Raw genomic sequence first — 22165 nt, 5'->3', positions numbered from 1 at the left:
CGGCGCGCCGCGCGGGGTTCTATGCTGGTGGGGTGAAGCGTTTCGTGATGATTGCGGCGGTCCTCGGTTCGGCCCTGGTGAGCGTGTCGCAGGCGGCGACGGTGGCCGAGGTGAAGAAGAAGGGCGTGCTGGTGCTGGGCACGGACCCGACGTTCGCGCCGTTCGAGTTCAAGGGCCCGGACGGGCAGATTCAGGGCTTCGATATCGATATCGCGCGGGCGGTGGCGAAGGACCTGGGCGTGCGGCTGGAGATCCGCGCGGTGGGGTTCGGGGCGCTGATGCCGCAGGCGGTCACGTCGGGCCGGGTGGACATGGCCATGAGTGGCATCACGATCACGCCGGAGCGGGCGAAGGTGGTGTCGTTCAGCCAGCCTTACTTCCGGTCGGCGCAGGTGTTCATCGTGCGGGCCGGGAATCCCGGGAAGTTCGCGTGGCCCGCGAGCGTGAAGGGGAAGGTGATCGGCGTGCAGGGGAACACGACGGGGCAGTTCGTGGCGAACGACCTGCTGAAACCGAAGGGCGCGACGTTGAAGGTGTATGACGATTTCGCGGCGGGACTGGCGGACGTGCGGGCCGGGCGGATCGCGGCGCTGGTGGGCGACGCGCCGACGGTGGATGACCTGAAAAAGCGCCTGCCGGGGCAGTTCGAGCAGGCCGGGAAGGACCTGGCGGCCGAGGATTACGGCATGGTGTTCAGGAAGGGTAGTGATCTCGCGGCGGCGGCAAATAAGACGCTGGCGCGCCTGAAAGCCAGCGGGGAGTACCAGAAGCTGCTGAACAGGTGGATCGTGCAGAAGTAACGGCGTCAGCGGGGGCCGGAGGGGAGGTGGGGTGTCCACCGGACCTCCGGCCCCTGCTGTGTTGGGTGGTGTTACGGGGTGAGGCTGAGGACAGCGAGGCTGCCGAGGATCAGGGCGAGGCCTGCCCAGCCGGTGGGGGTCAGGCGGGCGCCGTCGATGCGCCTGCTGAGCAGGGCGGTCGTGACGATACCCAGGCCGCCCCAGAGGGCGTAGGCGACGGCGACCGGCAGGTCCCGCGCGGCGAGGCCGATCAGGCTGAAGGCGGCCAGGACGGTCAGGACGGCACCCACGAAGGAAGCGGGCCGGGCGAGGCCGTCGCTGCGTTTCAGGAGGAGGTTCGCCAGGACGTCCAGCAGGGCGGCCCCGAGGATCAGGAGGGCGGTGGTGGCCGTCATGCGGGCTGCCCGCCGGTGGGTGCGGGGTGGGCCGGTTGGGCTGCCGTGGTCTGCGCGTCTGCCGTGGGCTGTGCGTCCGTGGTGGGCTGCCCGGTGGTGGGGTGCCGGGTGCCTCGGCTCAGGAGGGCGCTGCCGAGCAGCAGGCCGCCCAGTGCGAGCAGGTGCGTGGGGGGCAGGTGTTCGCCCAGCAGGGTGGCGCCCAGGACGGTGAGGCTCAGGAGGCCCAGCGCTTCCCAGGTGGCGAAGGCCACGGCGACCGGGATCTGCCGGAACGCGCGGGAGAGCAGGTAGAACGCGCCGGTCAGCTGGGCGTACGTGAGTAGCGTGTGCGTCAGCGGCTGGTCGTGCAGGTGTTTCAGGCTGAGGGTGCCGCTGACCTCCAGGGCAATCGCGGTCAGGAGGTACAGCCAGGCGCGCATGGGTGGATCACCTTCCGTGGGGCGGGCGTGGGGGTGGTCGGGGCCGCCCCGGGCTTCTGCCGTTCAGCGTACCGGGTCGTGTGGTGGGGATGGAGTCAGGGTGCACGTTTCGTGAAGGGGGGACGCGGGCGGGGCGGGTTCTGTCCTATGGTGTGGCGGTGATGGTGTCCGCGTGAGGGTGTTCAGAGGTCGCGTGCCCGGTGGGGGCCGCCAGTGACCGAGGTTCTGGAGGGGTTCCGGACGGTGCTGTCCGGGGAGTACCCGCGGCTGCTGCTGTCGGGTCTGGGCCTGACGCTGGCGGTCAGCGTGTGTGCGCTGCTGGTGTCGGTGCTGGTGGGCACGGCGCTGGGGGCCGCGCGGGTGCTGCGCGTGCCGGTGCTGGGACGGCTGGGGGACGCGTACGTGACGGTGGTGCGGGGCATTCCGCTGATCGTGCTGCTGTCGGTGGTGTACTACGGCCTGCCGACGCTGGGTGTGACCCTGCCGGATTTTCCAGCGGCGGTGCTGGCACTGGGGTTGTACTCGGCGGCGTACACGAGTGAGATCGTGCGCGGTGGGATCAGCAGTGTTCCGGCGGGGCAGGCGGAGGCGGCGCGGAGTCTGGGTCTCAGCCGGGGGCAGGCGCTGCGGTTCGTGGTGTTGCCGCAGGCGTGGCGGGTGGCGCTGCCCGCGCTGGGGAACGAGTTCATCAGCCTGATCCTGGGCAGCAGTCTGGCGAGCGCGGTGACGCTGCAGGAGCTGTTCAGTCAGGGGAGGTACATCACGAACGCCACGTACCGGCAGTTCGAGGTGTACGCGGTGCTGGCGCTGGTGTACTTCGGGCTGACGTTCGTGCTGTCGCGGGTGGTGCGCGGGCTGGAGGCGCGCCTGAGTCGGGGCGTGACGTTGCCGGAGCGGCGCGTGATCTGATACGGACTCGGGTTGAAAGGTTTGCAAAACCTTTCAACCCGAGCGGAGCGAGGAGGAGAGAAACGGGTTCCGGACGTGGAGCTGGCAATCCGGTGAAGTTCCGGATTGTCAACGAAACAAACGGAATCCGTATGAGCGCGGGCTGAGCGAAGTGAGGCGGCGTGGGCCGCCTTTTTTCTTATGTCCGTAGGGGTTGTGGCCTGCTGAGGGGCTGGGGTGGTGTCGGTGATCTGGCGTGCCGTTCCTGGGTGAGGTGGCGCATTGCCCCCTACGCCCATTCTGCTATTTGCGAAATATGTGACATTGTTCTATAATTTACATAGTCGTCAGGGCACCCCTGACCGAACCTGAACTCCCGATTCAATCCACGCTCCATCCGAACCCTTCACCCCAGCCACGCCTGAGGTGAACGGCGTTCCACACCCACTGGCGGCCCAAAACGGGTGACCTCCCGCTTCGCTGGCCGCGCCACCTCCACCACCCTCAGTCGGCCCAGACCATCCGGCACCCCACGGACACCGGACAGGCCGCGGCTGGAGCATCGTTATGTTTTCAGCGTATTTTTTGATCTGGATCTTCCACCTGTTCAGTGACACCGCACCTGTGCCGAACTCGCCATTCCTGGCAGGTGACGACGAGCGGCCCCGGACGTGAGACCAAGCCGCTAAGCTCTCGCTGTGCCCGATGCCCTCATCCCGCTCCGTCAACTGCTGCTCCGTGACGACGCAGAGGGAACGCTGTATCACCTGATCCAGGCGGCACAGCACGCCCACAGAGCGGCAGACGTTCTCCCGATCATCGCGGCCCTGCCGGAGGTGCCACAGGACTGGATCAGCAGCGAGCTGGGCGGCCTCGCCCTGGCCTGGCTGTACTTCCGGGGCGCACGACACCAGGACCTTGACCACCTGCTGGATGTCAGACCCTCCGGGCAGCTTCTGCCGTTCCGGGCGCACCTTCACCTGATACACCGGCGCAGCGAACTAGCCCTGAGCATCGCGCGGTTCAGCGTCCTGCAGGCACCCGATGGCCCCACCCGTTCGCTGACCCTCACGCAGCTGGCGGGCGCAGCCGCCATGCTCGATCACCCCCACTGGAAGGACCTGTACCAGCAGCAGATTGCTCAGGCGCTTCCCCACTACCGGGGGATGGCCCGCGTTCAGTTCGCCTTCGACCTGCAACACCATCAGGAAGTGGGCGAGGCGACCACCGAACTGACGCGAGCGCTGGGTGACCTGCGGCACGACCCGACGTCCTCCACTTACATTTACCGGTCACTCGTATCTATCGCTCTCGATACCAGTCAACCGGGCGCAGCGCTGACTGCCCTGCGAAAGGCGGAAGCAATCGCTCAGGACGGCCTGCTCGCCTCAGAACTGTTCCTGCAGCGGGCACTGCTGACCCTGAACCTGACTCAGTATCCCGTCGCCATCCAGACAGCGAGCTCAGCCCGTGAACACATCTCTGCTCCCGATCGGCTGGCCTCAACGCTGGTCACGGGATCGAAGGCCCTGGCCCTCATGGGGCAGACGTTCGAAGCCGTTCTGATGGCGCAGGAGGCGGCCGCTCTGCACCGGGTGCTGGACTCGGGTCGGCACGCGATCCTCAATCACCTGGCGCTGGCGTACCTGCACGCGGGGGATCTGCCGCGCGCCCAGGAGGCCCTGAGCCGCGCGGACAGTTACTCGCAGCATGCGGGGACCCTCTCGTGGCTGGCCCGTGCGGAGTGCGCCCGGCAGGCGGGGGGCGAGCCGCTGCCGCCGGGTGACGGCATCCGCGCGCAGCTGGCGACGCTGCGGTGGTCGTGGGTGCGCGCGTACCTGCCCGCGCTGCTGGAGGAGTACGGGGTGGTGACGTTCGCGCCGCCGGAGTGGACGGTGCGGGTCAGTCTGGCCGGGCCGGTGCGGGTGTGGATGTCCGGGGACGAGTTGCCGCTGCGCTCCACGCGGCCCGAGGCGGGCCTGCTGGCGCTGCTGGTGACGGCGGGCGGGCAGGTGTCGCGCGAGCGGGCGCTGGACGCGCTGGACCTGCCGGGGAAGACGCCGACCGCGCGGCGCAAGGCGCTGAGTGCGGCGGTGGCGGCGCTGCGCGAGCTGCTGGGCTGGCCGGGGGCGCTGACGGTGGACGGGGGCGTGCTGCGCCTGTCGGACGCGCCGCGCTGGGAGGAACCATCCATGCCGGGGCGGGGGCGGGATGATTTCTTCTGCGAGGGCCGCTTCGACCCGTGGGTGCTGGAGTGGCGGGAGGAGCGGGCGCTGGCTGGAATGCCGGATTGAGCACCTGTTGATCCGGCATTCTCAGAAACGTGGACGTTTCGCGGACACCCTCTCCGCAGACTGGACGCATGACCCCCGACGAGCAGCCCGAGCGAGCCCAGAGTCCCGTCCAGCGCCTGTTCCTCCTGGCCCGCCTGCTGCGCGCCCGGCCGCACACCGTCGCGGAACTCGCGGCGGCCACCGGGCAGACCCTGGCGGTCACGGCGCGCGACCTGCGCGAACTGCAGAGCCTGGAACCCGAGCTGCGCGTCCTGCCCGGCCCGCCCCAGGGGTACGTGATCGGCACGCCGGACCTGGGCGGCGCGGCGCGACTGACGCTGCTGCGCGGTCTGGACGCCCTCGCGGCGCGCGGCAGCGAACCGGCGGCCAGCCTCGCCCCGCTGCGCGCCGCGCTTGCCGCGCCGCTGCCCGCACACGTCCGCGCGGCCCTGCCCACCACGGGCACGGCTCGCCCCGCCGCCTCCGACCTCGCGCTGAACGCCGTGACGCAGGCGTGGCTGGCCTGCCGCCCCATCCGCTTCCAGGAATGGCAGCCCGGACAGCGGCGTGCCGCGCGGCTGCACCCCCTGCGGATCGAGGCGCACCCGGTCAGCGGTGACCTGCTCGTCGTGGGCCGCGACCCCGACCACGCGGGCGAGGTCCGCACGTACCGCCTGGGCCGCATGCTGCACGTCACGCCCGAGGATGGCACCTTCACCCCCGACCTCCTCGACCCGGCGCAGACACCCGCGCTGCCGTGCACGCCACTCCCGGTGAGAGCTGAGCGCAGCATGACGGTCACCCTGCGCTTCACGGGCGAGGCGACATTCCGCGTGCTCGAAGGCGGGCACGCCTGCTTGGGCGAGCCGAGCATCAACCCGGACGGCAGCGTGGACGCGCCCCTGCTCGTTCCGCACGACGCCGGAGGCGTGCCCCGCAGCGTCCTCCCGTGGCTGCTGTCCTGGGGGCCGCAGGTGCAGGTGCTCGGCCCGGACGGGGTGCGCGCCGAGTGGCTGCGCCTGACGCGCGAGGCCGCCGCGGTCGCCGCGCAGACCCCCACCCGCTTCGTCCGGCACGGCGCGGCGTGATGGGCAGAGCAGGCGGCCTCTTCCCCGCTGTCCGCTATTCGCCCTGCGCGTCGGCCCAGGCGGTCACGGCGGCACTCTGGTACGCGGCCAGTCCGGGACGCGTCCGGTCGATATTCCGCGTGAAGCGCTCGTCGGTGACCCACATCTGCGCCAGGCCGCACATCATCTGCGGTGAGGCGTCGTAGTACGCCCCGCTGATGTGCGCGCGGTGCCGCGCCGCGACCGCCTGCGCCCGGCCGTCCGTGGCAGGCACACCCGCGTCCATCAGCTCCACGTATTCAGCGGTGATGCCGTCCATCTCCGCGCGGATGCGCGCCCAGTCCGCCCTGCTGTACCGGGCGGTGCGCGCGGCACTCTGGCGGTAGGCGTCCGTGTCGCCCCAGCGTTCACGGGCCTCGTCCTCGTACTGCGCCGGGTCGAATCCGTCGAACACGGCCTTCACGTCCTCGTTCGTCATGGTGGTCTCCTCTGCCCCGTCCTCCAGGGCGTCCAGGCGGGCCTGCACCTCGCGCAGCGTGTGCTCGGCGCGGCGCAGGTCCGCGCGCAGCCGCCCGGCGTGGGCACGCAGCGCCTCGCGTTCCAGGTCCGGCGGGGCGTCCAGCACCCCCGCCACCTCCGCGAGCGGCACGCCCAGCGCCCGCCACGTCAGCACCCGCCGCAGCCGCGCCAGATCACCCGGCGTGTACAGGCGGTAATTGCCTTCGCTGCGCTCGGCGGGGCGCAGCAGCCCGATCTCGTCGTAGTGGTGCAGGGTGCGCACGCTGACGCCCGTCAGGGCCGCGACCTCCCCCACCGTCCAGCGCTTCGCCTCCAGGGTGGAACCTCCTGAGGGGCAGCGTAGGCCCTCCCGCCGCGTGAGGGTCAAGCGGGTGGCAGACTGAACCATGCGCCTGATCGCCGCTGCACCGCTCACCCCGCGCTGGGAGCCGCTCGCGCAGCGCGGGGTCGGGCCGGGCGAGGTGCGCGTCCAGACCCGCCTGAGTGCCCTGAGTGTCGCCTCGGAAATGAGCATGCTGAGGGACGGACCGTTTCCATCGGCCCTGGGGTATCAGACGCTGGGGACGGTCACGGAGGCCGGGCCGGGCGTGACGCTGCCGGTGGGCGCGCGGGTCGTGACGACGCTGGGACACGCGGCGTGGGGTGTGCATGGCGCGGCGCGGGTCATTCCCGTGCCGGACGACGTGCCGGACCGGGCGGCGCTGAGCGTGATCCTGGCCGAGGAGACCGCCAAGGGCCTGCGCCGCGTGCGCCCAGGACCGCACGAGCGGGTGCTGGTGGCCGGGGCGGGCCTGCTGGGGCTGCTGAGCGTGTTCAACCTGACCCGCGCGGGCCAAGACGTGAGCGTGATTGAGCCGCGTGCCGACCGGCAGGCCCTCGCCCGGCAGTTCGGCGCGCGTGAGGTGTACGCGCCAGCAGAAGCGCCGCGGGACGCCTTCGACGTGGGCGTGGAATGCAGCGCCGCCCCCGCCGGGTTCTCGGCACTGCTGGGGGCACTGAAATCGCGTGGGCGCTGCGTGGTGCTCTCGGACGGCAACTGGGGCGCGCTGACGCTGTCGCCAGACTTCCACCGCAAGGAACTGAGCGTCGTGGCGTCCAGTGACGGCGAGGACTACGCCGCGCACGCCCGCTGGTGGTGGCGGCACGTCAGTCCGGTGCTGGAGGCGCTGTACCCGGTGACGGTGGCGGCCGCCGATCTTCCGGACCTGTACGCCCGCCTGAGCAGGCCGGACCGGCCTGTGAGTGCACTGGTGGAGTGGATTCCGTAGCACGTGCAGGGCGCGCATCGGCCGGCGCCGACCCGGTAGGCTGCGCGACATGACGGGTCAGGGGCGGGGGTTCGACTGGGGGACGTTCGGGCGGGGCTTCCGGGTGATGGTGCCGCTGTGGGCGGGCGTGGTGCCGTTCGCGGTGGCGTACGCGGTGACGGCCCGCGCGGGCGGCCTGAGCGTGTGGGAGACGTGCCTGATGAGCGTGACGGTGTTCGCCGGGGCGAGTCAGTTCGCGGCGGCCGGGCAGTTCGTGGGTGGGGGCGTGCCGGGGGTGGCGGCGGCGCTGGCACTGGTGGGGACGACGTTCGTGCTGAACGCCCGGCACGTGCTGTACGGCCTGAGCCTGTCGCGGCAGCTGTCGCTGAGTCGGTGGCAGCGTGCCGTGGCGGCGCAGTTCCTGACGGACGAGGCGTACGGCATGGTGCTGGTCGCCGGGCCGCGCGATCCTGGGGGGCTGAGCGTGGGCTTCCTGCTGGGCGCGGAACTGAGCCTGTTCGCGGCGTGGAACGCGGCGACGCTGCTGGGCGCCCTGGCGGGCGCCGCGCTGCCCGACCCGGACGCGCTGGGCGTGGGGGTGATCTTTCCGCTGGCGTTCCTGGGGTTGCTGGTGCCGCTGCTGGTGGGCCGCGTGGCGGTGCTGGTGGCGGTCCTGTCGGGTCTGGGCGCGTGGGGGCTGGGGCGGGTGCTGCCGGGCGGACTGGTCGTGCTGCTGGTCGGGGTGGGTGGGGCGCTGCTGGGCGCGCTGATCAGCACGCGGCGGGCGGAGGTCCGCGCGTGAGCGGCTGGCTGGTCACCCTGCTCATGTGGGGCGTGACGTACGCGGCGCGATTCGTGGGGCTCAGTCTGGGTGGGCTGAACCTGCCGCCGTTCTGGCTGGCGTTCCTGCGCTTCGTGCCGGTCAGCGTGTTCGCGGCGCTGATCGTCCCGGACGTGCTGGGCAGCCCCGAGTGGGCCCGGCGGCTGATCGGGGCCGTCGTGGGGGGCGCGCTGCTGTGGCGCACCCGGAACCTCGCGCTGGGCATCCTGGGGGGCTTCGCGGCGTACTGGGCGGCGCGCATGCTGGGCGCGTAGCGGCCTGTGACGGCGGCTGCGGCGCGTGGGGGTGGGGGCGCGCTATGCTGGGCGGCGCATGACGGGTCAGGTGGGCAGGGTCAAGATGATCGACGGGAAGTACGAGGTGCTGCGCGAGGTGTCCGTGCAGGGCCCGGTCACGCTGTCCGAGGTCCGCGCCGCAGAGGGCGTCACGCGGCAGGTCGCGTGGTTCAACGTGGCGACACCCGCCGACCGGCAGGCTTTCCACGCGTACCGCACGGCGCTGCGCGCCCTGAGCCCGGCGGGCCTGACGGACGTGGTCGCGCGGCCCGGCGCGTTCTACGCGGTGTGGCAGCCCGTGACGGGTCAGCCGCTGGAATCGGCGCTGGCGCACAAGGGCGTCCCGCAGGACCTCGTGGAGAACGTGAACGCACTGGCCGCCTCGCTGGCCGGACACGGGTACGCGCTGGAGGACGCGCAGGTCCTCGTGGAAGGGCACGAGCCGCGCGTCGCGTACCTGACGCCCCTGCTGGCGCCCCGCAGCCCCGAGGACGTCGCGGCGCGGAACGCGGCGACGCTGGCGCCACTGAAGGGTGCGCGCGTGAAGCGCCGCCGCGAGCCGGGCGCGTGGCTGACGTTCGTGCCGGGCCTGCTGCTGCTGGGCGGCGCCGGGTACGTGGGCGCGCAGGCGGTGCAGATCTACCTGAACCCGCCGGTGCGGGCCGTGAGCAGCGTCGTCGGGCAGCCCGCGAAGGACGCGGCGCGGCAACTGACCAGCGAGGGGTTCCGGGTCGAGTACGCGACCGGGCAGGCGGCGGGGCGCGCGGTCGGGTCTATCATCCGTCAGGACCCGGCGGCCAGCACCAACCTGCCGGTGGGGCGCCTCGTGACGCTGACCGTGAACAACCCCCCGGCGATCGAGGTGCCCCGCCTGGAGGAGATGACGCCCGATCAGGCGCGCGACGCGCTCAAGGGCAGCGCCATGACCGTCGGGAAGATCGTGAAGGTGGACGGCACCCTGACCGGCACGCCCGAGGGCCGCGTGGTCGCGCAGCTGCCCGAGCCGGGGTCCACGGCGCAGCAGGGGCAGTCGGTGCAGTTGATGGTCAGCACCGGCATCGTGGGCAAGCAGACCTGGCTGCCTCCCCTGAAGGGCTTCCAGTACGAGGACGCCCTGAAGTACGTCCGCACGGCGGGTCTGGTCGTCACCAAGGTGACCCAGCAGCCCAGCGACCTGAAGGAAGGCACGGTGCTGGATCAGACGCCGGCCGCGTACGCGAAGGTCACGGCGGGCAGTCCGGTCACGCTGACGGTCGCCGCGCCGCGCTACAGCGCGCCCAGCCGCCCGGCGGGCAGCCTGCCGCTGCCGCCGCCCGTCACGCCGCCCGAACCGGAACCCACGCCAGTGCCCGAGCCGGTCACGCCGTCCGTGCAGGAGCAGGGTCAGGCGGGCGGCACCGAGATTCCGGCCGTGCCGCAGGAGCAGACGCCCGCCCCGGCGGCCCGCAGCGTGAGTCTGCGCTACACCTTCCCGACGGACCTGCCGGAGGGCACGTACACGCTCGCGGTCCGGGACGACGGCGGCGAGCGGCCGCTGGACCTGAACGCGGACGCCGCCACGCTGGCCGGGAAGCAGATCAGCACGACGGCCAGCGTCACCGGGGACGCGGTGTTCGTCATCCGCCGCGACGGGCAGGATTTCGCGCTCGTGACGCCCTGACCGGGGTGTGCGGTGGCCGCCTGGGTTGACCCACAGCGCCCGCACGCCTCTCACCGATCCGCTCCATTCGATTCAGAGGCACCGGGGGAGTTCCGCTCGACCTCTGCCCCCTGCTGTGAGGACACCCATGATCTACCTGGATTACGCGGCGACGCACCCCATGACCCCGGAGGCCCTCGCGGCGTACGCGCGGGCGGCGGCGCTGCCGGGCAACCCGGCCAGCGTGCACGCGGCGGGACAGGCGGCCCGCGAGTGCCTGGAGGAGGGCCGCGCGCGGGTGGCGGCGGCGTTCGGGGTGGACCCGCGCACGCTGATCGCGAACGGCGGCGGCACCGAGGGGGACAATCACGTCCTGCTGGGCACCGCGCGCGCGTGGCTGGACGCGCACGGGCGGCCCGGGCACCTGATCACCACGCCCACCGAGCACTCGGCGGTGCTGGCCCCCGCGCGGGCACTGGCGGCGCAGGGCTGGGCGGTGACGTTCCTGACTCCGGACCGGTTCGGGCGGTACGACCCGGCGGAACTCGCGGGTGCGCTGCGGGACGACACGGCGCTGGTGTCCATCCATCACGCGAACAACGAGGTCGGCGCCGTGCAGGACACCCCGGCACTGGCGGCCCTGGCGGCGGCGCGGGGCGTGCCGTACCACACGGACGCCGTGCAGGCGCCCGGCGTGCTCCCGGTGGACCTGACCGGCTGGGGCGTGACCTTCGCGACGTTCAGCGCGCACAAGTGGGGCGGCCCGCGCGGCGTAGGTTTCCTGTACGTCCGTCGCGGCGCCGAGCTGCCCCCGGTGACGCTGGGCGGCGGGCAGGAGGGCGGGGTGCGCCCCGGCACGCAGGACACCGCGGGGGTGTACGCGGCGGGCGTGGCCCTGACGCACGCGGCGGCGGCGCAGGGCGCGACCCTGGCGCACCTGCACGCCCTGCGCGAGCAGTTCATGCGGGAGGTCGCGGGCATTCCGGACCTGGGCGTGAATCACGCGCCGGACAGCAGCCCGAAGGTCGTGAACGTCACGGTGGGCGGCGCGGACGGCGAGGCGCTGCTGATGAACCTCGACATGCTGGGCGTCGCCGCGAGTGCCGGGAGTGCGTGCAGCGCGGGCACCATGCAGCCCAGTCACGTCCTGACCGCCCTGGGCCTGGACGAGGCGCAGGCCCGCGCGTCCCTGCGTTTCAGTTTCGGCGCGGCCACCACGCCCGCCGAGGTCAGCGCGGCGGCCCAGGCCCTCACGCAGGCCGCCAACTGGAGCCGCGCCTAGACGGATCGAAACGCACAGAGAGGTCGTGGAAACACCTCCACGGCCTCTGTGCATCGATGGTGTGGCTCCTCTCTATCAACCGTCACCCATCAACCCTCTCCCCCGTCAGCTGGTTTCGTTCGTGCCGGGGTCGCGGGTCAGGGTGGGTTTCACGGGGGCGTGCTCGCGGTCCTGCGTGTCGCGGGTGTCGCGGGTGGTGTCCTCGCGGGTGAGTTTGATCTCGATGGGCGCGCCGCCGAAGTTCAGGCTGCGCTGCGGGAAGGGAATCTCGATCCCGGCCTCGTCCATGGCGATCTTGATGCGGCGGTTGAATTCCCGGCCGATGGCGTACTGGCTCTTGGGTTGCACCTTGAACAGGGCGCGCAGCGTGACGCCGTCCGGGGCGAGTTGCGTGACGCCCTGCTGTTCGGGCTTTTCAAGGAAGAAGTGCTTCCACTCGTCGGCCTCGTAGATCTCGGTGCTGACCTGTTCGAGGACGCGCAGGGCGTCGTCGATGTTCGCGGCGTACGTGACGTCCACCTGCGCGACGACCCTGGACCAGTCCTTGCTGCTGACGCTGACGGTCTGAATCTGTCCGTTCGGGACGATGTGCACGGTGCCGTCCAGGGCGCGCAGGGCGGTGACGCGCAGGTTCACGCGTTCCACGCCGCCGGACAGCTGCCCGGAGTTCACGGTGATGACGTCCCCGACGCCGTACTGGTCTTCCAGCAGGATGAAGAAGCCGTTGAAGACGTCCTTGATGAGGCTCTGCGCGCCGAACCCCACGGCGAGGCCCAGGACGGACACCCCGGCCAGGAGGCTGGTGGCGTTCACGCCGAGCGCCTGGAGGCCCGCGATGACGCTCAGGATGACGACCACGACCCGCAGGGTGCTTTCCACGACGCCCTTGAGGGTCTGCACGCGGACGCTGCGGCGGTTGAATTCCTCGTCCGCGACGATGCGGTGGGCGAGTGCGCCGATGAGATTCCAGGCGATCAGGGCCATGGCGATCACCACGACGAGCTGCCCGGCGCTGTGGCGGAAGCCGTCCATGATGTCGCGGCCCAGGCTGAACAGCACCGGGACGCTGGGCAGGTACGCGACGGCGGTGGCGACGGCCAGCCAGCCGACGATCACGACCAGCGCCCACAGCCAGTTCAGGGCGGGGCGCAGGCGGGCGGGGACGTGCGGTTCGAGCGCTCTGATCAGCAGCCGCCCGAAGCGGTAGATGGCGTACGCGGCGACGGCGGTCAGCGCGAGGCCGACCCACACCTGGGGTTTGACGATCTGCACGGTGAGTTCCTGCAACATGACCCACACCTTCTCATGAGTGCGTGAGCGTGCCAAGAGTCACCCACCAGAGATGAACCCGCCCGGCGGGTCTTCCGGGCGGGCAGGGGCGGTGAACGTCAGCCGGAGGACTGTTCCGTGAACGCGGCCTCCAGCCGGGGGACGAGGTTCGCCTCGTGCGCGCGGGCGGCGCGCAGCAGGGCGTTCTTCACGGCGCGGGCGTCGGCGCTGCCGTGCCCGATGAACGCCAGGCCGCGCACGCCGATCAGGATGCTCGCGCCGTACGTGCTGGGGTCCATCCGCTCGGCGAGGCCGCGCAGGGCGCCGCGCACCATCAGGCCGCCCAGTTTGCTCTTGAGGCTGCTCTGCAGGGCTTCCTTGACCCAGCCGAACAGGACCTTGGCCTCACCCTCGGCGAGCTTCAGGACGACGTTCCCGGTGAAGCCATCGGTGACGACGATGTCGGTGGTGTTGCGGAAGATGTCGCGGCCCTCCACGTTCCCGTGGAAGTTCACGCCCCGCCCGTGCAGGTCGCGCAGCAGGCCGTGCGCCTCGAGGACCAGGGCACTGCCCTTGTGGTCCTCCTCACCGATGGACAGCAGGCCAACGGTGGGGTTGTCGCGGTCCTCGACGACCTTCAGGTACACGCTCGCCAGCCGCGCCCACTGCGCGTAGTACGTGGCCTTCACGTCGGCGTTCGCCCCGGCGTCCAGCAGGGTGGTGAAGCCGCCCTTGGCGGGCAGGTGCGTGAGGATCGCGGGCCGCTCGACGCCCTTGATGCGGCCCAGCGTGAGCAGCGCGGACGCCATGGTCGCGCCGCTGTGCCCCATGCTCACGACCGCCGACGCGCGGCCTTCTTTGACGAGGCGCGACGCGACGTTGATGCTGGCCTGCGTGCGGCTGCGCACGTCGCTGGCGTGCTCGTCCATGCCGATCACGTCGGTCGCCTCGACGACCTCGATGGGCAGACTCGCGCTGCCCGCGTGCCGACCGAGTTCCGCGTGGAGTTTCACGCGGTCCCCCACCAGGATCACGGGTACGCCCGCGCGGGCGGCCTGCACCGCCCCCTCGACGTTCGGTGCGGCGCCGTGATCGCCGCCCATGGCGTCCAGCGCGACCGGGAGGCTCATCAGCGGTCGTCGCCGTCGAGCGCGGCGGACGTATAGAAGGGACGGCTCTCCTGCCCGCGCTGCTCGCTGGGCAGGCGGTACCCGGGGCGTTCGACGTGCTCGCGGATGTCCTTGAAGTCCACGTACTGGTCGGCGGCGTTGCGCAGCTCGTAGCTGGTCATCTCGGCGATGCTGGCCACCACGACGCGCTTGCCGCGCGCGCGCAGCACCTCGACCGGGCGTTCGAAGTCCCCGTCGCCGGTCAGCAGCACCGCCGTGTCGTACTGGTCGCTGGTCGTCAGGAGGTCCGTGACGATCTCGATGTCCAGGCTGGCGCGGCGGTAAGTGTCGCCGCTGTCGTCGGTCGCCTCGCGCAGCGGGCGGGTGCGCACGGTGTAGCCCATGTACGTCAGGGCGTCCGTGAAGCGCTTCTGCTTGTCGTCAATGGGGGTGGGGACGGCGGTGTAGTAGAAGGCGTTGTACAGGCGGCCCGGAGCGGCGAAGTGCTCCAGGATCTTGCGGTGGTCGAAGTTCCACCCGAGTCGTTTGGCTGCCGCGTACACGTTCGCGCCGTCAATAAAGAGTGCAATGCGTTCCATCTGTGATCTCCTGGGGCCGCGCCTGCCATGGGGCGGGCGGCGGCGGACGCCCGGCGTCCCCTGGGGGGCCTGAGCGTTCGCGGCTCAGGATACCTGACGGACCGTCACGTGGGGAACGGCGCCCCGCCCGGCCCGCGCAGCGCGGGCACCCCGGCCTCCGGCCGCGACGGACCCTGAAGGGCGTTCCACACGTCGGCCCGCAGTCGCGCGAGATCCACCCCCGCGTACCCGGCGGGCAGCCCGTCCAGGTACCGCAGGGCCTTGTCGTAGTTCCGGTGCGTCAGGCTGCCGTGCGCCCAGCGTTTATGCAGCGCCGCCGCGAGCAGGATCAGCGCCTGCAGGAACGCCCGGTCGTCCCCGCGCGCCGTCAGCCACGGCCGCTCCCACGCCTCGTGCGCCTCCCACCACTCGCCGCGTGCGAACAGCGCCGCGCCGCGCCGGAAATCCACCGACCCACTGACCGTCATGCCCGGCAGGGTACTCCGTCCCGGCCCGCAGAACGCCAACTGCGACCCACCTCACCACGGTTAAACAACCGGTGAGGGAACACCCACCCCCGGCATATCCCCACCCTGCCCCCCAGGGGTATAGTCGAAGGCATGAAGCCTGTGGAACTCACGGACAGCAACTTTAACGCCGAGATCAGCGAGGGCCTGACCCTGGTGGACTTCTGGGCCCCCTGGTGCGGCCCCTGCCGCATCATCGCCCCGGTCATCGAGGAACTCGCCGGGCAGTACGAGGGCAAGGTCAAGATCGCGAAACTGAACGTCGACGAGAACCCCGTCACGCAGGGCCAGTACCGCGTCATGAGCATCCCCACCCTGATCCTCTTCAAGGACGGCCAGCCCGTCGAAGGCGTCGTCGGCGCCCAGCCCAAACGCGCCTTCGAAGCGCTGCTCGACAAGTACAGCAACGCGACCGCCAGCGCCTGAACGGCAACGGTGACGCGCCCCGGTCAGTGACCTGGGGCGCGTTTCGTCGTTGCCTGGGTAGTGGGAAGTAGGGAGTGGGGAGTGGACTGAAGGGCATCAGCGGACCGGCCCGCGTGTTCGCCACATGGGGGGTCCGCCGCGTGCCCGGCCAAAGCGACCGACCCACTCCCCACACCCCACTCCCGTCAGGCGTCAGCCTGACCCCACGGCAGTTCCGCCGCGTGCCCGCCCATGGCGGCCGACCCACTGCCCACAACCCACTCCCCACTTCCCTCCCCCGTTCACATCCGCACGATGTCCGGTGGCGTCCAGGCGTGCAGGGCCTCGCTGAGGAGCACCTCGCCGTCGGGCCAGTCGCCGTGTCCACTGGCGACGTTGATGTGCCCGGCCTCGCCCGCCGAGATGAATTCGGCGTCCCAGGCTTCCGCGAACGCCTGGGCCCGCTCGAAACTGGCGAACGGGTCGTTCTCGCTGGCGACGACCAGGGCCGGGAACGGCAGGGGCTGCATGGGGACGGGGGCCATGTCGGCCACGGTCGGGTACTCCTCGAACGCCCGGTCCGCGTCGGTGGGGCCGACGAGCATGGCGCCCTTCACGCGCGGGTGCCCGCCGGTCAGGCGCGCCCAGTGGACGATGTTCAGCACGCCGCACGAGTGCCCGATCAGGACCAGATCGCCCGGCGTCGCGTCGATGACCTCCTGAAGGCGCGCCGACCACGTCTCGGGCGTGGGCCGCTCTGGGTCGTCCTGCCGGACGCGCGCCGCGCCGAACTTCCCGGTCCAGAGACTCTGCCAGTGCTCCGGCCCGCTATCCCCCAGGCCCGGCACGATCACGATGGTCGGCGTCATGGGGTCCAGGCTAGCGCCTGAAGGAAGTGGGGAGTGGGTTGTGGGGAGTGGGTCGGTCGCCTTGGGCGGGCACGCGACGGACACCCCATGTGGCGAACACGCGGGCTGGTCCGCTGATGGCCTTCACCCCACTCCCCACTGCCCACTTCCCACAGCCCCCCTCACCCTTCGAGGAGTTCCACCTGTCGTCCGTCGGGGTCCTGCACGAAGGCCATGTCGCGTCCGCCGGGGCTGGGTTGGAGGTCGCGGGTGACGGTCACGCCGCTTTCTTTCAGGGTGGGGAGGAGGTCGCGGAGGCCGGTGACGTGCAGGGCGATGTGTTCGGCCCAGTGGGGGTGCGGGGCGGGGGTCTCGCCGGTGATCTGGAAGAACTGGAGGAGGCCTTCTCCGAGGCGCAGGACGGCGCGGCGGTGCCCTTCGGTGGTGGTGATGTTCTTGTCGGTGGTGGCGCCGAGGCGTTCGTAGAAGGCGACGGTCGCGGCGATGTCGCGGGTCAGGAAGGAGACGTGCTTGAGCATGCGTGCAGGGTATACGCTGCCGGGCGTGACGGGAGCACCGTGGAACTTGTCGGGTCGGGGCGTGGTCGCCGTGTACGGCGGGCCTGAGGCGGGGGCGTTGATGCTGGTGCGTTACGCGCAGTCCGGCGTGGGGCCGTACGACGAGCTGCTGTGGGTGTCGCTGTCGGGCGCGCCGCAGGTGACGCGGATCGTGGTGAGCACGCAGGACAGTGTGGAGTGGGGCCGCCGGAACTGGGCGATTCCCAAGTCACGGGCGGACTTCGCGTGGGAGGGCGTGCCGGGGCGCGACAGCGGTTTCCAGTTCCATCGAAGGGCCAACCTCACGCCCTTCAATTCCACTTCCAACCGCTGGTGTTGTCAGGTGCTCACTCCGCTCGGTTCAGTGGTATTAAGCAAGACCCTTGATACCACTGAACTCTGCTGTGAGCAGGTGCGGGTCACGCAGGACGGGCGGCTGCTCGCGCACCTGAGCGTGCGGTCGTGGGGGCCGTCGCTGCCCGTGACGACGGCGGTGGTGCCTGCCGCGTGGCGGACGCTGGTCCAGCCGCCCCTGCCGGAGGCCGGGGAACGGGCGGCGCTGCTGACGACGGTCTCGGCGTCCGGTCGGGTGCGGCCCGCGCGGCTGAGCGTGATCGGCGGGAACTTCCACCCGGCGCTGCTGGAGCGGCGACCGCTGCTGACGGTGGCGGTGCCGGACTTCCGGATGGTGTTCCCCGTGCCGCGCGTGTGGCCTGCCTGACCGGTCGTTCGGGGTCATGCGCCCCGCGCGGCGGGTGAGATAGTTCAGCGCGTGCGCCCCCACCCCACCTGCCCCGCGCAGTGGGCCTGCGGGCACCCTCTCCCCCACTCCTCTCTGACTTCGGCGCCCCGCGCGCCCCGGTGATCCCATGAGCGAACAACCCGAATCGAACGCCCAACCCGCCGCCCCCACTCAGGGAGCCCCTGCTGGTGCGCCCGCCGGTCGCCCCGCCCGCAAGCGCATGGTGGACCTCGACCCCAGCGGGCAGGTCACGCAGCGTGAACCGGACCGCGGTGGACGGCAGTTCATGAACTACTCGTTCTTCAAACTCGACCCGGCCTTCCGTCGCCTCCCGCACGCCGAACGCGAGGAGATCAAGGCCGAGTTCATGGCCGCCGCCGACGCGTGGCAGGCCGACGCGCCCGCCGCGAAGGGCCTCATCCAGCGCAGCTACTCGCTGGTCGGCGTGCGCGGCGACGTGGACTTCATGATCTGGCGCATGGCGTTCGACGTCCGCGACTTCCAGGACGCCCAGGCCCGCCTGAACCGCACCCGCCTGATGGGCTACCTGACCCAGCCGTACACGTACACCAGCATGAACAAACGCAGCCAGTACGTGAACCGCGTCGAGGGCAGCGGGCACGGCCTGGAAATCCTGCCCGGCCAGGGCCGCTACCTGTTCATCTACCCGTTCATCAAGACCCGCGCGTGGTACGACCTGACCCCCCACGCCCGCCAGGGCATGATGGACGAGCACATCTACGCGTCCGAACCGTTCAAGGGCGTGCGCATCAACACCAGTTACTCCTACGGCATCGACGATCAGGAGTTCGTGGTCAGCTTCGACAGCGACTACCCGCAGGAATTCGTGGACCTCGTGCACCGCCTGCGCTACACCGAGGCGAGCAACTACACGCTGCAGGACACCCCGATGTTCACCTGCGTGAAAAAGGACCTGCAGGAGACGCTGGACGACCTCGCGTAAACCGGGAGTCTGATCTGGGGGGAGGTCGGGTGGCCTCTCCCCTTCTGTTGCCGTCAGCGGCCCAGTGCGTCGAGGGCGGCGCGGATCTGCCGGGCACCCTCGATGAGGCGGGGGCCGGGGCGGCCCAGGCCACTTTCGGGGACGGCGACGACGGGGACACCCAGGCCGCGCGCCTCGATGACCTCCGGGCGGAGTTTCTTCGCGCCGCACCACGAGCAGACGATCAGGTCGGGGCGGGCGGCGCGGACCTCGTCCAGCGTCAGGGGGCTGCTGCGCCCGGCCCGCTCGGCCAGGGCGTTCACGGCGCCCAGGCTGGTCAGCAGGTCCGTCACCCAGGAGTCGCGGGTGGCGGCGATGATGGGTTTCGGCCACCACTCGACCAGCACGCGCGCCGGGGCTGGGGATGCGCGGTGCAGGGCGGCCAGTTCGGCCTCCAGCGCGGCGGCGACCTCTTCGCCACGTTCCGGCAGGCCCAGCAGCGCCCCCACCTGCCGGATGGTGGCGGCGGTGTCCGGCACGCTGGTCGGGTCGAGGATCACGGTGTTCAGCCCCGCGTCCTGCACGGCCTGCACGACGCGTTCCATGCCGGGCACGCTCAGGCTGGCGAGCACCAGATCCGGGCGGGCGCGGGTCAGGGCGTCCACGTCGATGTTCAGGTCCGGTCCCAGCCGCGCGGCGTGTTCTATTCCGGGGGCGTCGCTGTGGCTGTCCACGGCCACCAGCCGGTCGGTGGCGTGCAGGGCGTGCAGGATGTCGGTGTTGCTGCACGTCAGGCTGGCCAGTCGCGTGGGGGGCATGCCGGGCAGTCTAGGGCGCGGCGGGCGCGGGTGGGAAGTGCGCGCTGGCACGGGCAAACGCCCCCTGACCGTATGGTAGGCTCGGGGGTATATGAAGAACACGTTCGTCGTTTCCATGGCCCTGCTGCTGGCCCTGACCGTCGGCGGCTCCGTCGTCGGGTACAACATCGCCACCACCCCCCACCACAGCGAGGAGAAGGGCGGCCACGGCGAGGAGAAAGGCGGGCACAGCGAGAGCGGCGCGCCCATGAGTGAACAGGGTCCCAGCGCGAACAGCGCCGCGACGGGTGCCGCCGGGGCCGAGGGTGCCCTGGGTGACGTGAAAGCCGACAACGAGGGCGGCGAACTGGCCGGCGAGAACGGCGCCGTGACCGCCAGTGGCGAGGCCACCACCGGCGACGAGAAGGTCAGCACCACCGAGGGCAGCGCCACCGACACCGACGCGGCCGGGTCAACCGGCGAGCAGCCCGTGGAGACCGCCGCCGCCGCCGAGACGCAGGGCGACGCCGTTGCGGGCGAGAAATCCTACGCGGTCAGCTGCGCCGGGTGCCACGGAGCCGAGGGTCAGGGCGTCGTCGGACCGGCCCTGAGCAAGGTGAAGGACTGGACGCTGGCGGAGTTCACCGTCGCCCTGCGGGAAGGCAAGACGCCCGAGCGCGAACTGTCCACCGCGATGCCCCGCATTGCCGACACGCAGCTGACCGACAGCGACGTGGCGAACGTGTACGCCTTCGTGAAGACCCTGAACTGAACACCACCAGCAGAGGCGGCCCCAGGAGTACCGGGGCCGCCTCTGCTCCTGCTGCGCTTCAGATGGGGTAGTACGCGCGGGGCTGTCCCTGCACGAAGTCACGGGTGGGCACCCAGATCAGCGGGTTGCGTTCCTCGACCTCGGGGGGCGGGCCGTAGCGGACCAGGGATTCCACCTGCGCGAACGGCACCCACTTCACGCCCACGACCTCGGGGTCGGTGGGGTCGAGTTCACCGTGGAAGGTCGCGGTGAAGCGCCCGAAGATGGCGTAGCACTCGTTGCGGGTCCCGGTCAGCAGTTCGCCTTCGAGCAGGCTGACGAACATCAGGTCCGTGACGGTCAGGCCGGTCTCGACGAGCACCTGACGGACGGCAGCGTCGCCGAGGGTCTCGCCGGGAAGGGCCTTGCCGCCGGGCAGGCCGTAGAAGATGCTGCCGTCGTCCATGCGTTCCTCGACGAGCAGCAGGTGCCCGTCCCGGACGAGGTACACGTGCGCGGCACGTTTCAGGGGCAGGGTGCGCGACAGGTGGCTCATGTTCCCGGCAGTCTAGCGCGCCCCGGTTCCTGCAGCAGGCTCAGCACGTCGTCCGGGAGGCGGGCGGGGCGGTAGGTCTGGTCGGTGGCGATGTGGCGGGTCTCGCCCGTGGCGAGCAGTTCGTCGCCGCGCAGCACCTCGTACGTGAAGGTCATGGTGCGCGAGCGGACGCTGCTCAGCCGCGCCACGATCCGCAGTTCGTCGTCGTAGCGGGCGGCGCGGCGGTACTCGACGTTTAGGCCCGACAGCATCAGGTAGTACCCGCGCGCCTCGACCTCACGGTACGGGAGGCCCAGGTGGTGCATCAGGTCAGTGCGGGCCACCTCGAACCACACGGGGTACGTGGCATGGTGCGCGACGCCCATCGCGTCCGTCTCGGCGTAGCGCACGCGGATGACGGTGGGCGGCCAGGGCGCGGCCTGCGATTCGGCGGTCACAGGGGGGGGCGGTCGCTGGCGTCGTGGAATTCCAGCACGGGCGTGCGGCGCAGCTTGACGTGATCGGCCACCTGCCGCTGCAGGTACCCGCGCGCGCCGCGCAGCGCGTCGAGCAGGTCCTCCATGTCGCCGGTCATGGCGCTCACGTACACGCGGGCCTGGGCGTAGTCGGCGGTGACGGTCACGCGCTCGACGGTGACGATCATGGGCACGCGCGGGTCGCGCAGTCCGGCGATGGCGTCACTGATCACGCGGGTCAGTTGCGACTGGATCTGTTCGGGTTTCATATGGACTCCGACTGAACGGTTTGCATGAACCGTTCAGTTCGAGCGGATGCGAGTAGGAGAAGGACGGATTCCGGACGTGAAGTGGATAACCCGGTGGTGTTCCGGGTTGCCAGCGGAACAGACGGAATCCGTCTCACGTGCCGCTCCGGCGGTCGAGGGGGTGGGGGGTGGGGACTGGCATCCCGGCATGCTACGGCATCCGGGTCCACCCTGACCTTCATGCGCGCCGCGCGGTCACGGTGCGGGCACGGTGCGGTCACGGCCCCGCGCGCACCCTGGGCGCAGTCACCGCCCGCACCACTTTCAGGCGCGGTGACCGGAGGGGGGAACGCATGCTGGGAACTGGACTGTTGGACCGCGTGACGCGCCGTCACCTGCTGCTGCTCGCCGCGCTGCTGGGCACGCCGCTGGCGCAGGCGCAGGCGCTGGCTGGGCCGGAGGACGTCGTGATGGCCGTGCTGACGGGCGGCGAGGGCGTCACGGCGCTCAACACCACGCACGAGTTCGCGTGCGGGGTGCTGGAACGCGCCGGGTGGACCCTGAGCCGCGCGGGTGTGGACGGGCAGGGGCGGGCGGTGCGGGTGTACCGGGACGGGTCGGGGCGGCACTCGGCGCTCGTGTGGGACCTGAAGCCGGTGCAGGTGCGCGTCACGGACGGCGACATGAGCCCGCTCCGGTCGTGGACGCTGCTGGAGGAGTGATCGGAACTTCTCA

Annotated in this window: 27 protein-coding genes; 14 read left to right on the top strand and 13 right to left on the bottom strand. The window is 71.1% G+C overall.

The annotated features are described in order from the left end of the window. The first annotated feature begins 32 nt into the window (after positions 1 to 32). The gene (locus EXW95_RS16490) at positions 33 to 800 is read left to right on the top strand and encodes an ABC transporter substrate-binding protein (RefSeq protein ID WP_371810127.1); all 768 of its coding nucleotides are present in this window, start codon (positions 33 to 35) and stop codon (positions 798 to 800) included. Between the two features lie 71 nt (positions 801 to 871). On the opposite strand, the gene EXW95_RS16485 is transcribed toward EXW95_RS16490, so the two are convergent. Beyond that, entirely contained in the window at positions 872 to 1195 is a 324-nt protein-coding gene (locus EXW95_RS16485; protein WP_174368365.1) for a multidrug efflux SMR transporter, read from the bottom strand. Further along, positions 1192 to 1614 (bottom strand): multidrug efflux SMR transporter, encoded by a 423-nt coding sequence (locus EXW95_RS16480; protein ID WP_174368364.1) that lies wholly within the window; start codon positions 1612 to 1614, stop codon positions 1192 to 1194. Before EXW95_RS16480 ends, EXW95_RS16485 begins: the two co-directional genes overlap by 4 nt. A gap of 213 nt (positions 1615 to 1827) precedes the next feature. Between EXW95_RS16480 and EXW95_RS16475 the strand changes: the two genes are divergently transcribed. The 3 genes from EXW95_RS16475 to EXW95_RS16465 all read left to right on the top strand — a co-directional run bounded on the left by EXW95_RS16475 (position 1828) and on the right by EXW95_RS16465 (position 5863). Beyond that, positions 1828 to 2523 (top strand): amino acid ABC transporter permease, encoded by a 696-nt coding sequence (locus EXW95_RS16475; RefSeq protein ID WP_174368363.1) that lies wholly within the window; start codon positions 1828 to 1830, stop codon positions 2521 to 2523. Between the two features lie 677 nt (positions 2524 to 3200). Beyond that, positions 3201 to 4796 carry a tetratricopeptide repeat protein gene (locus EXW95_RS16470; RefSeq protein ID WP_174368362.1) on the top strand — a complete coding sequence of 532 codons (1596 nt, stop codon included), beginning with the start codon at positions 3201 to 3203 and terminating at the stop codon, positions 4794 to 4796. A 68-nt stretch (positions 4797 to 4864) separates the two neighbouring features. After that, the gene (locus EXW95_RS16465; protein ID WP_174368361.1) at positions 4865 to 5863 is read left to right on the top strand and encodes a YafY family protein; all 999 of its coding nucleotides are present in this window, start codon (positions 4865 to 4867) and stop codon (positions 5861 to 5863) included. A 34-nt stretch (positions 5864 to 5897) separates the two neighbouring features. Here EXW95_RS16465 and EXW95_RS16460 read toward each other — a convergent pair whose 3' ends face one another. Continuing rightward, positions 5898 to 6749, bottom strand: coding sequence for a MerR family transcriptional regulator (locus EXW95_RS16460; RefSeq protein WP_174368360.1), 852 nt, complete (start codon positions 6747 to 6749; stop codon positions 5898 to 5900). On the opposite strand from EXW95_RS16460, the gene EXW95_RS16455 reads away from it, so the two are divergent. The 5 genes from EXW95_RS16455 to EXW95_RS16435 all read left to right on the top strand — a co-directional run bounded on the left by EXW95_RS16455 (position 6748) and on the right by EXW95_RS16435 (position 11645). Beyond that, positions 6748 to 7629: a zinc-binding alcohol dehydrogenase gene (locus EXW95_RS16455; protein WP_174368359.1), complete on the top strand. Its 882-nt coding sequence runs from the start codon at positions 6748 to 6750 to the stop codon at positions 7627 to 7629. The two genes, EXW95_RS16460 and EXW95_RS16455, sit on opposite strands and share 2 nt — an antisense overlap. 49 nt (positions 7630 to 7678) lie before the next feature. Next, positions 7679 to 8410: an AzlC family ABC transporter permease gene (locus tag EXW95_RS16450; RefSeq protein WP_174368358.1), complete on the top strand. Its 732-nt coding sequence runs from the start codon at positions 7679 to 7681 to the stop codon at positions 8408 to 8410. Next, positions 8407 to 8703, top strand: coding sequence for an AzlD domain-containing protein (locus tag EXW95_RS16445; protein ID WP_174368357.1), 297 nt, complete (start codon positions 8407 to 8409; stop codon positions 8701 to 8703). Before EXW95_RS16450 ends, EXW95_RS16445 begins: the two co-directional genes overlap by 4 nt. 58 nt (positions 8704 to 8761) lie before the next feature. Next, the gene (locus tag EXW95_RS16440; RefSeq protein WP_174368356.1) at positions 8762 to 10384 is read left to right on the top strand and encodes a PASTA domain-containing protein; all 1623 of its coding nucleotides are present in this window, start codon (positions 8762 to 8764) and stop codon (positions 10382 to 10384) included. A gap of 127 nt (positions 10385 to 10511) precedes the next feature. Continuing rightward, the gene (locus EXW95_RS16435; protein ID WP_174368355.1) at positions 10512 to 11645 is read left to right on the top strand and encodes a cysteine desulfurase family protein; all 1134 of its coding nucleotides are present in this window, start codon (positions 10512 to 10514) and stop codon (positions 11643 to 11645) included. A 105-nt stretch (positions 11646 to 11750) separates the two neighbouring features. On the opposite strand, the gene EXW95_RS16430 is transcribed toward EXW95_RS16435, so the two are convergent. The 4 genes from EXW95_RS16430 to EXW95_RS16415 all read right to left on the bottom strand — a co-directional run bounded on the left by EXW95_RS16430 (position 11751) and on the right by EXW95_RS16415 (position 15089). Then, positions 11751 to 12935 (bottom strand): mechanosensitive ion channel family protein, encoded by a 1185-nt coding sequence (locus EXW95_RS16430; RefSeq protein WP_174368354.1) that lies wholly within the window; start codon positions 12933 to 12935, stop codon positions 11751 to 11753. A gap of 98 nt (positions 12936 to 13033) precedes the next feature. Next, positions 13034 to 14044 (bottom strand): phosphate acyltransferase PlsX, encoded by a 1011-nt coding sequence (gene plsX / locus EXW95_RS16425; RefSeq protein WP_174368353.1) that lies wholly within the window; start codon positions 14042 to 14044, stop codon positions 13034 to 13036. Beyond that, the gene (locus EXW95_RS16420) at positions 14044 to 14622 is read right to left on the bottom strand and encodes an NYN domain-containing protein (RefSeq protein ID WP_174368352.1); all 579 of its coding nucleotides are present in this window, start codon (positions 14620 to 14622) and stop codon (positions 14044 to 14046) included. Before EXW95_RS16420 ends, plsX begins: the two co-directional genes overlap by 1 nt. A 104-nt stretch (positions 14623 to 14726) precedes the next feature. After that, positions 14727 to 15089 (bottom strand): DUF309 domain-containing protein, encoded by a 363-nt coding sequence (locus EXW95_RS16415; RefSeq protein WP_174368351.1) that lies wholly within the window; start codon positions 15087 to 15089, stop codon positions 14727 to 14729. 132 nt (positions 15090 to 15221) lie between these two features. Between EXW95_RS16415 and trxA the strand changes: the two genes are divergently transcribed. Beyond that, positions 15222 to 15554: a thioredoxin gene (gene trxA, locus EXW95_RS16410; RefSeq protein ID WP_160979311.1), complete on the top strand. Its 333-nt coding sequence runs from the start codon at positions 15222 to 15224 to the stop codon at positions 15552 to 15554. 281 nt (positions 15555 to 15835) lie between these two features. Here the strand turns inward: trxA and EXW95_RS16405 are convergent, their stop codons facing one another. Further along, on the bottom strand, positions 15836 to 16402 hold the full coding sequence (locus tag EXW95_RS16405) for an alpha/beta hydrolase (protein ID WP_174368350.1): 567 nt from the start codon (positions 16400 to 16402) through the stop codon (positions 15836 to 15838). Between the two features lie 161 nt (positions 16403 to 16563). Then, a complete protein-coding gene (locus EXW95_RS16400) occupies positions 16564 to 16920 on the bottom strand; it encodes a VOC family protein (protein ID WP_174368349.1) in 357 nt (118 codons plus the stop codon). 25 nt (positions 16921 to 16945) lie between these two features. Here EXW95_RS16400 and EXW95_RS16395 point away from each other — a divergent pair, with 25 nt between their 5' ends. Together EXW95_RS16395 and EXW95_RS16390 are read left to right on the top strand one after the other, a co-directional pair. Next, positions 16946 to 17659: a hypothetical protein gene (locus EXW95_RS16395; RefSeq protein WP_174368348.1), complete on the top strand. Its 714-nt coding sequence runs from the start codon at positions 16946 to 16948 to the stop codon at positions 17657 to 17659. 241 nt (positions 17660 to 17900) lie between these two features. Further along, positions 17901 to 18644, top strand: a complete 744-nt coding sequence (locus EXW95_RS16390; RefSeq protein ID WP_229783701.1) for a chlorite dismutase family protein — start codon at positions 17901 to 17903, stop codon at positions 18642 to 18644. 53 nt (positions 18645 to 18697) lie between these two features. On the opposite strand, the gene EXW95_RS16385 is transcribed toward EXW95_RS16390, so the two are convergent. Continuing rightward, positions 18698 to 19441 carry a helical backbone metal receptor gene (locus EXW95_RS16385; protein WP_174368346.1) on the bottom strand — a complete coding sequence of 248 codons (744 nt, stop codon included), beginning with the start codon at positions 19439 to 19441 and terminating at the stop codon, positions 18698 to 18700. 91 nt (positions 19442 to 19532) lie between these two features. Between EXW95_RS16385 and EXW95_RS16380 the strand changes: the two genes are divergently transcribed. Continuing rightward, the gene (locus tag EXW95_RS16380; RefSeq protein ID WP_174368345.1) at positions 19533 to 20192 is read left to right on the top strand and encodes a cytochrome c; all 660 of its coding nucleotides are present in this window, start codon (positions 19533 to 19535) and stop codon (positions 20190 to 20192) included. A gap of 58 nt (positions 20193 to 20250) precedes the next feature. On the opposite strand, the gene EXW95_RS16375 is transcribed toward EXW95_RS16380, so the two are convergent. The 3 genes from EXW95_RS16375 to rbfA are packed head-to-tail and all read right to left on the bottom strand — an operon-like array spanning position 20251 to position 21451. Beyond that, positions 20251 to 20727, bottom strand: a complete 477-nt coding sequence (locus tag EXW95_RS16375) for an NUDIX domain-containing protein (RefSeq protein ID WP_174368344.1) — start codon at positions 20725 to 20727, stop codon at positions 20251 to 20253. Then, the gene (locus EXW95_RS16370; protein WP_371810126.1) at positions 20724 to 21164 is read right to left on the bottom strand and encodes an acyl-CoA thioesterase; all 441 of its coding nucleotides are present in this window, start codon (positions 21162 to 21164) and stop codon (positions 20724 to 20726) included. The genes EXW95_RS16375 and EXW95_RS16370 overlap by 4 nt, the downstream gene beginning before the upstream one ends. Next, positions 21161 to 21451, bottom strand: a complete 291-nt coding sequence (gene rbfA, locus EXW95_RS16365; protein ID WP_174368343.1) for a 30S ribosome-binding factor RbfA — start codon at positions 21449 to 21451, stop codon at positions 21161 to 21163. Before rbfA ends, EXW95_RS16370 begins: the two co-directional genes overlap by 4 nt. 332 nt (positions 21452 to 21783) lie before the next feature. On the opposite strand from rbfA, the gene EXW95_RS16360 reads away from it, so the two are divergent. Next, the gene (locus EXW95_RS16360; RefSeq protein WP_174368342.1) at positions 21784 to 22152 is read left to right on the top strand and encodes a hypothetical protein; all 369 of its coding nucleotides are present in this window, start codon (positions 21784 to 21786) and stop codon (positions 22150 to 22152) included. Positions 22153 to 22165 lie beyond the last annotated feature (13 nt).

It is taken from the genome of Deinococcus sp. JMULE3, assembly GCF_013337115.1.
GTDB lineage: Bacteria > Deinococcota > Deinococci > Deinococcales > Deinococcaceae > Deinococcus.
This window is presented reverse-complemented; position numbering and strand designations above follow the sequence as displayed.

Coding starts and splice junctions, on each gene's coding strand:
- EXW95_RS16465 (WP_174368361.1), top strand. CDS start 4,865: ATGACCCCCGACGAGCAGCCCGAGCGAGCCCAGAGTCCCGTCCAGCGC.
- EXW95_RS16430 (WP_174368354.1), bottom strand. CDS start 12,935: ATGTTGCAGGAACTCACCGTGCAGATCGTCAAACCCCAGGTGTGGGTC.
- plsX (WP_174368353.1), bottom strand. CDS start 14,044: ATGAGCCTCCCGGTCGCGCTGGACGCCATGGGCGGCGATCACGGCGCC.
- EXW95_RS16360 (WP_174368342.1), top strand. CDS start 21,784: ATGCTGGGAACTGGACTGTTGGACCGCGTGACGCGCCGTCACCTGCTG.
- EXW95_RS16485 (WP_174368365.1), bottom strand. CDS start 1,195: ATGACGGCCACCACCGCCCTCCTGATCCTCGGGGCCGCCCTGCTGGAC.
- EXW95_RS16415 (WP_174368351.1), bottom strand. CDS start 15,089: ATGACGGTCAGTGGGTCGGTGGATTTCCGGCGCGGCGCGGCGCTGTTC.
- EXW95_RS16380 (WP_174368345.1), top strand. CDS start 19,533: ATGAAGAACACGTTCGTCGTTTCCATGGCCCTGCTGCTGGCCCTGACC.
- EXW95_RS16450 (WP_174368358.1), top strand. CDS start 7,679: ATGACGGGTCAGGGGCGGGGGTTCGACTGGGGGACGTTCGGGCGGGGC.
- EXW95_RS16385 (WP_174368346.1), bottom strand. CDS start 19,441: ATGCCCCCCACGCGACTGGCCAGCCTGACGTGCAGCAACACCGACATC.
- EXW95_RS16400 (WP_174368349.1), bottom strand. CDS start 16,920: ATGCTCAAGCACGTCTCCTTCCTGACCCGCGACATCGCCGCGACCGTC.
- EXW95_RS16455 (WP_174368359.1), top strand. CDS start 6,748: ATGCGCCTGATCGCCGCTGCACCGCTCACCCCGCGCTGGGAGCCGCTC.
- EXW95_RS16420 (WP_174368352.1), bottom strand. CDS start 14,622: ATGGAACGCATTGCACTCTTTATTGACGGCGCGAACGTGTACGCGGCA.
- EXW95_RS16390 (WP_229783701.1), top strand. CDS start 17,901: ATGGTGGACCTCGACCCCAGCGGGCAGGTCACGCAGCGTGAACCGGAC.
- EXW95_RS16480 (WP_174368364.1), bottom strand. CDS start 1,614: ATGCGCGCCTGGCTGTACCTCCTGACCGCGATTGCCCTGGAGGTCAGC.
- EXW95_RS16440 (WP_174368356.1), top strand. CDS start 8,762: ATGACGGGTCAGGTGGGCAGGGTCAAGATGATCGACGGGAAGTACGAG.
- EXW95_RS16460 (WP_174368360.1), bottom strand. CDS start 6,749: ATGGTTCAGTCTGCCACCCGCTTGACCCTCACGCGGCGGGAGGGCCTA.
- rbfA (WP_174368343.1), bottom strand. CDS start 21,451: ATGAAACCCGAACAGATCCAGTCGCAACTGACCCGCGTGATCAGTGAC.
- EXW95_RS16405 (WP_174368350.1), bottom strand. CDS start 16,402: ATGACGCCGACCATCGTGATCGTGCCGGGCCTGGGGGATAGCGGGCCG.
- EXW95_RS16435 (WP_174368355.1), top strand. CDS start 10,512: ATGATCTACCTGGATTACGCGGCGACGCACCCCATGACCCCGGAGGCC.
- trxA (WP_160979311.1), top strand. CDS start 15,222: ATGAAGCCTGTGGAACTCACGGACAGCAACTTTAACGCCGAGATCAGC.
- EXW95_RS16375 (WP_174368344.1), bottom strand. CDS start 20,727: ATGAGCCACCTGTCGCGCACCCTGCCCCTGAAACGTGCCGCGCACGTG.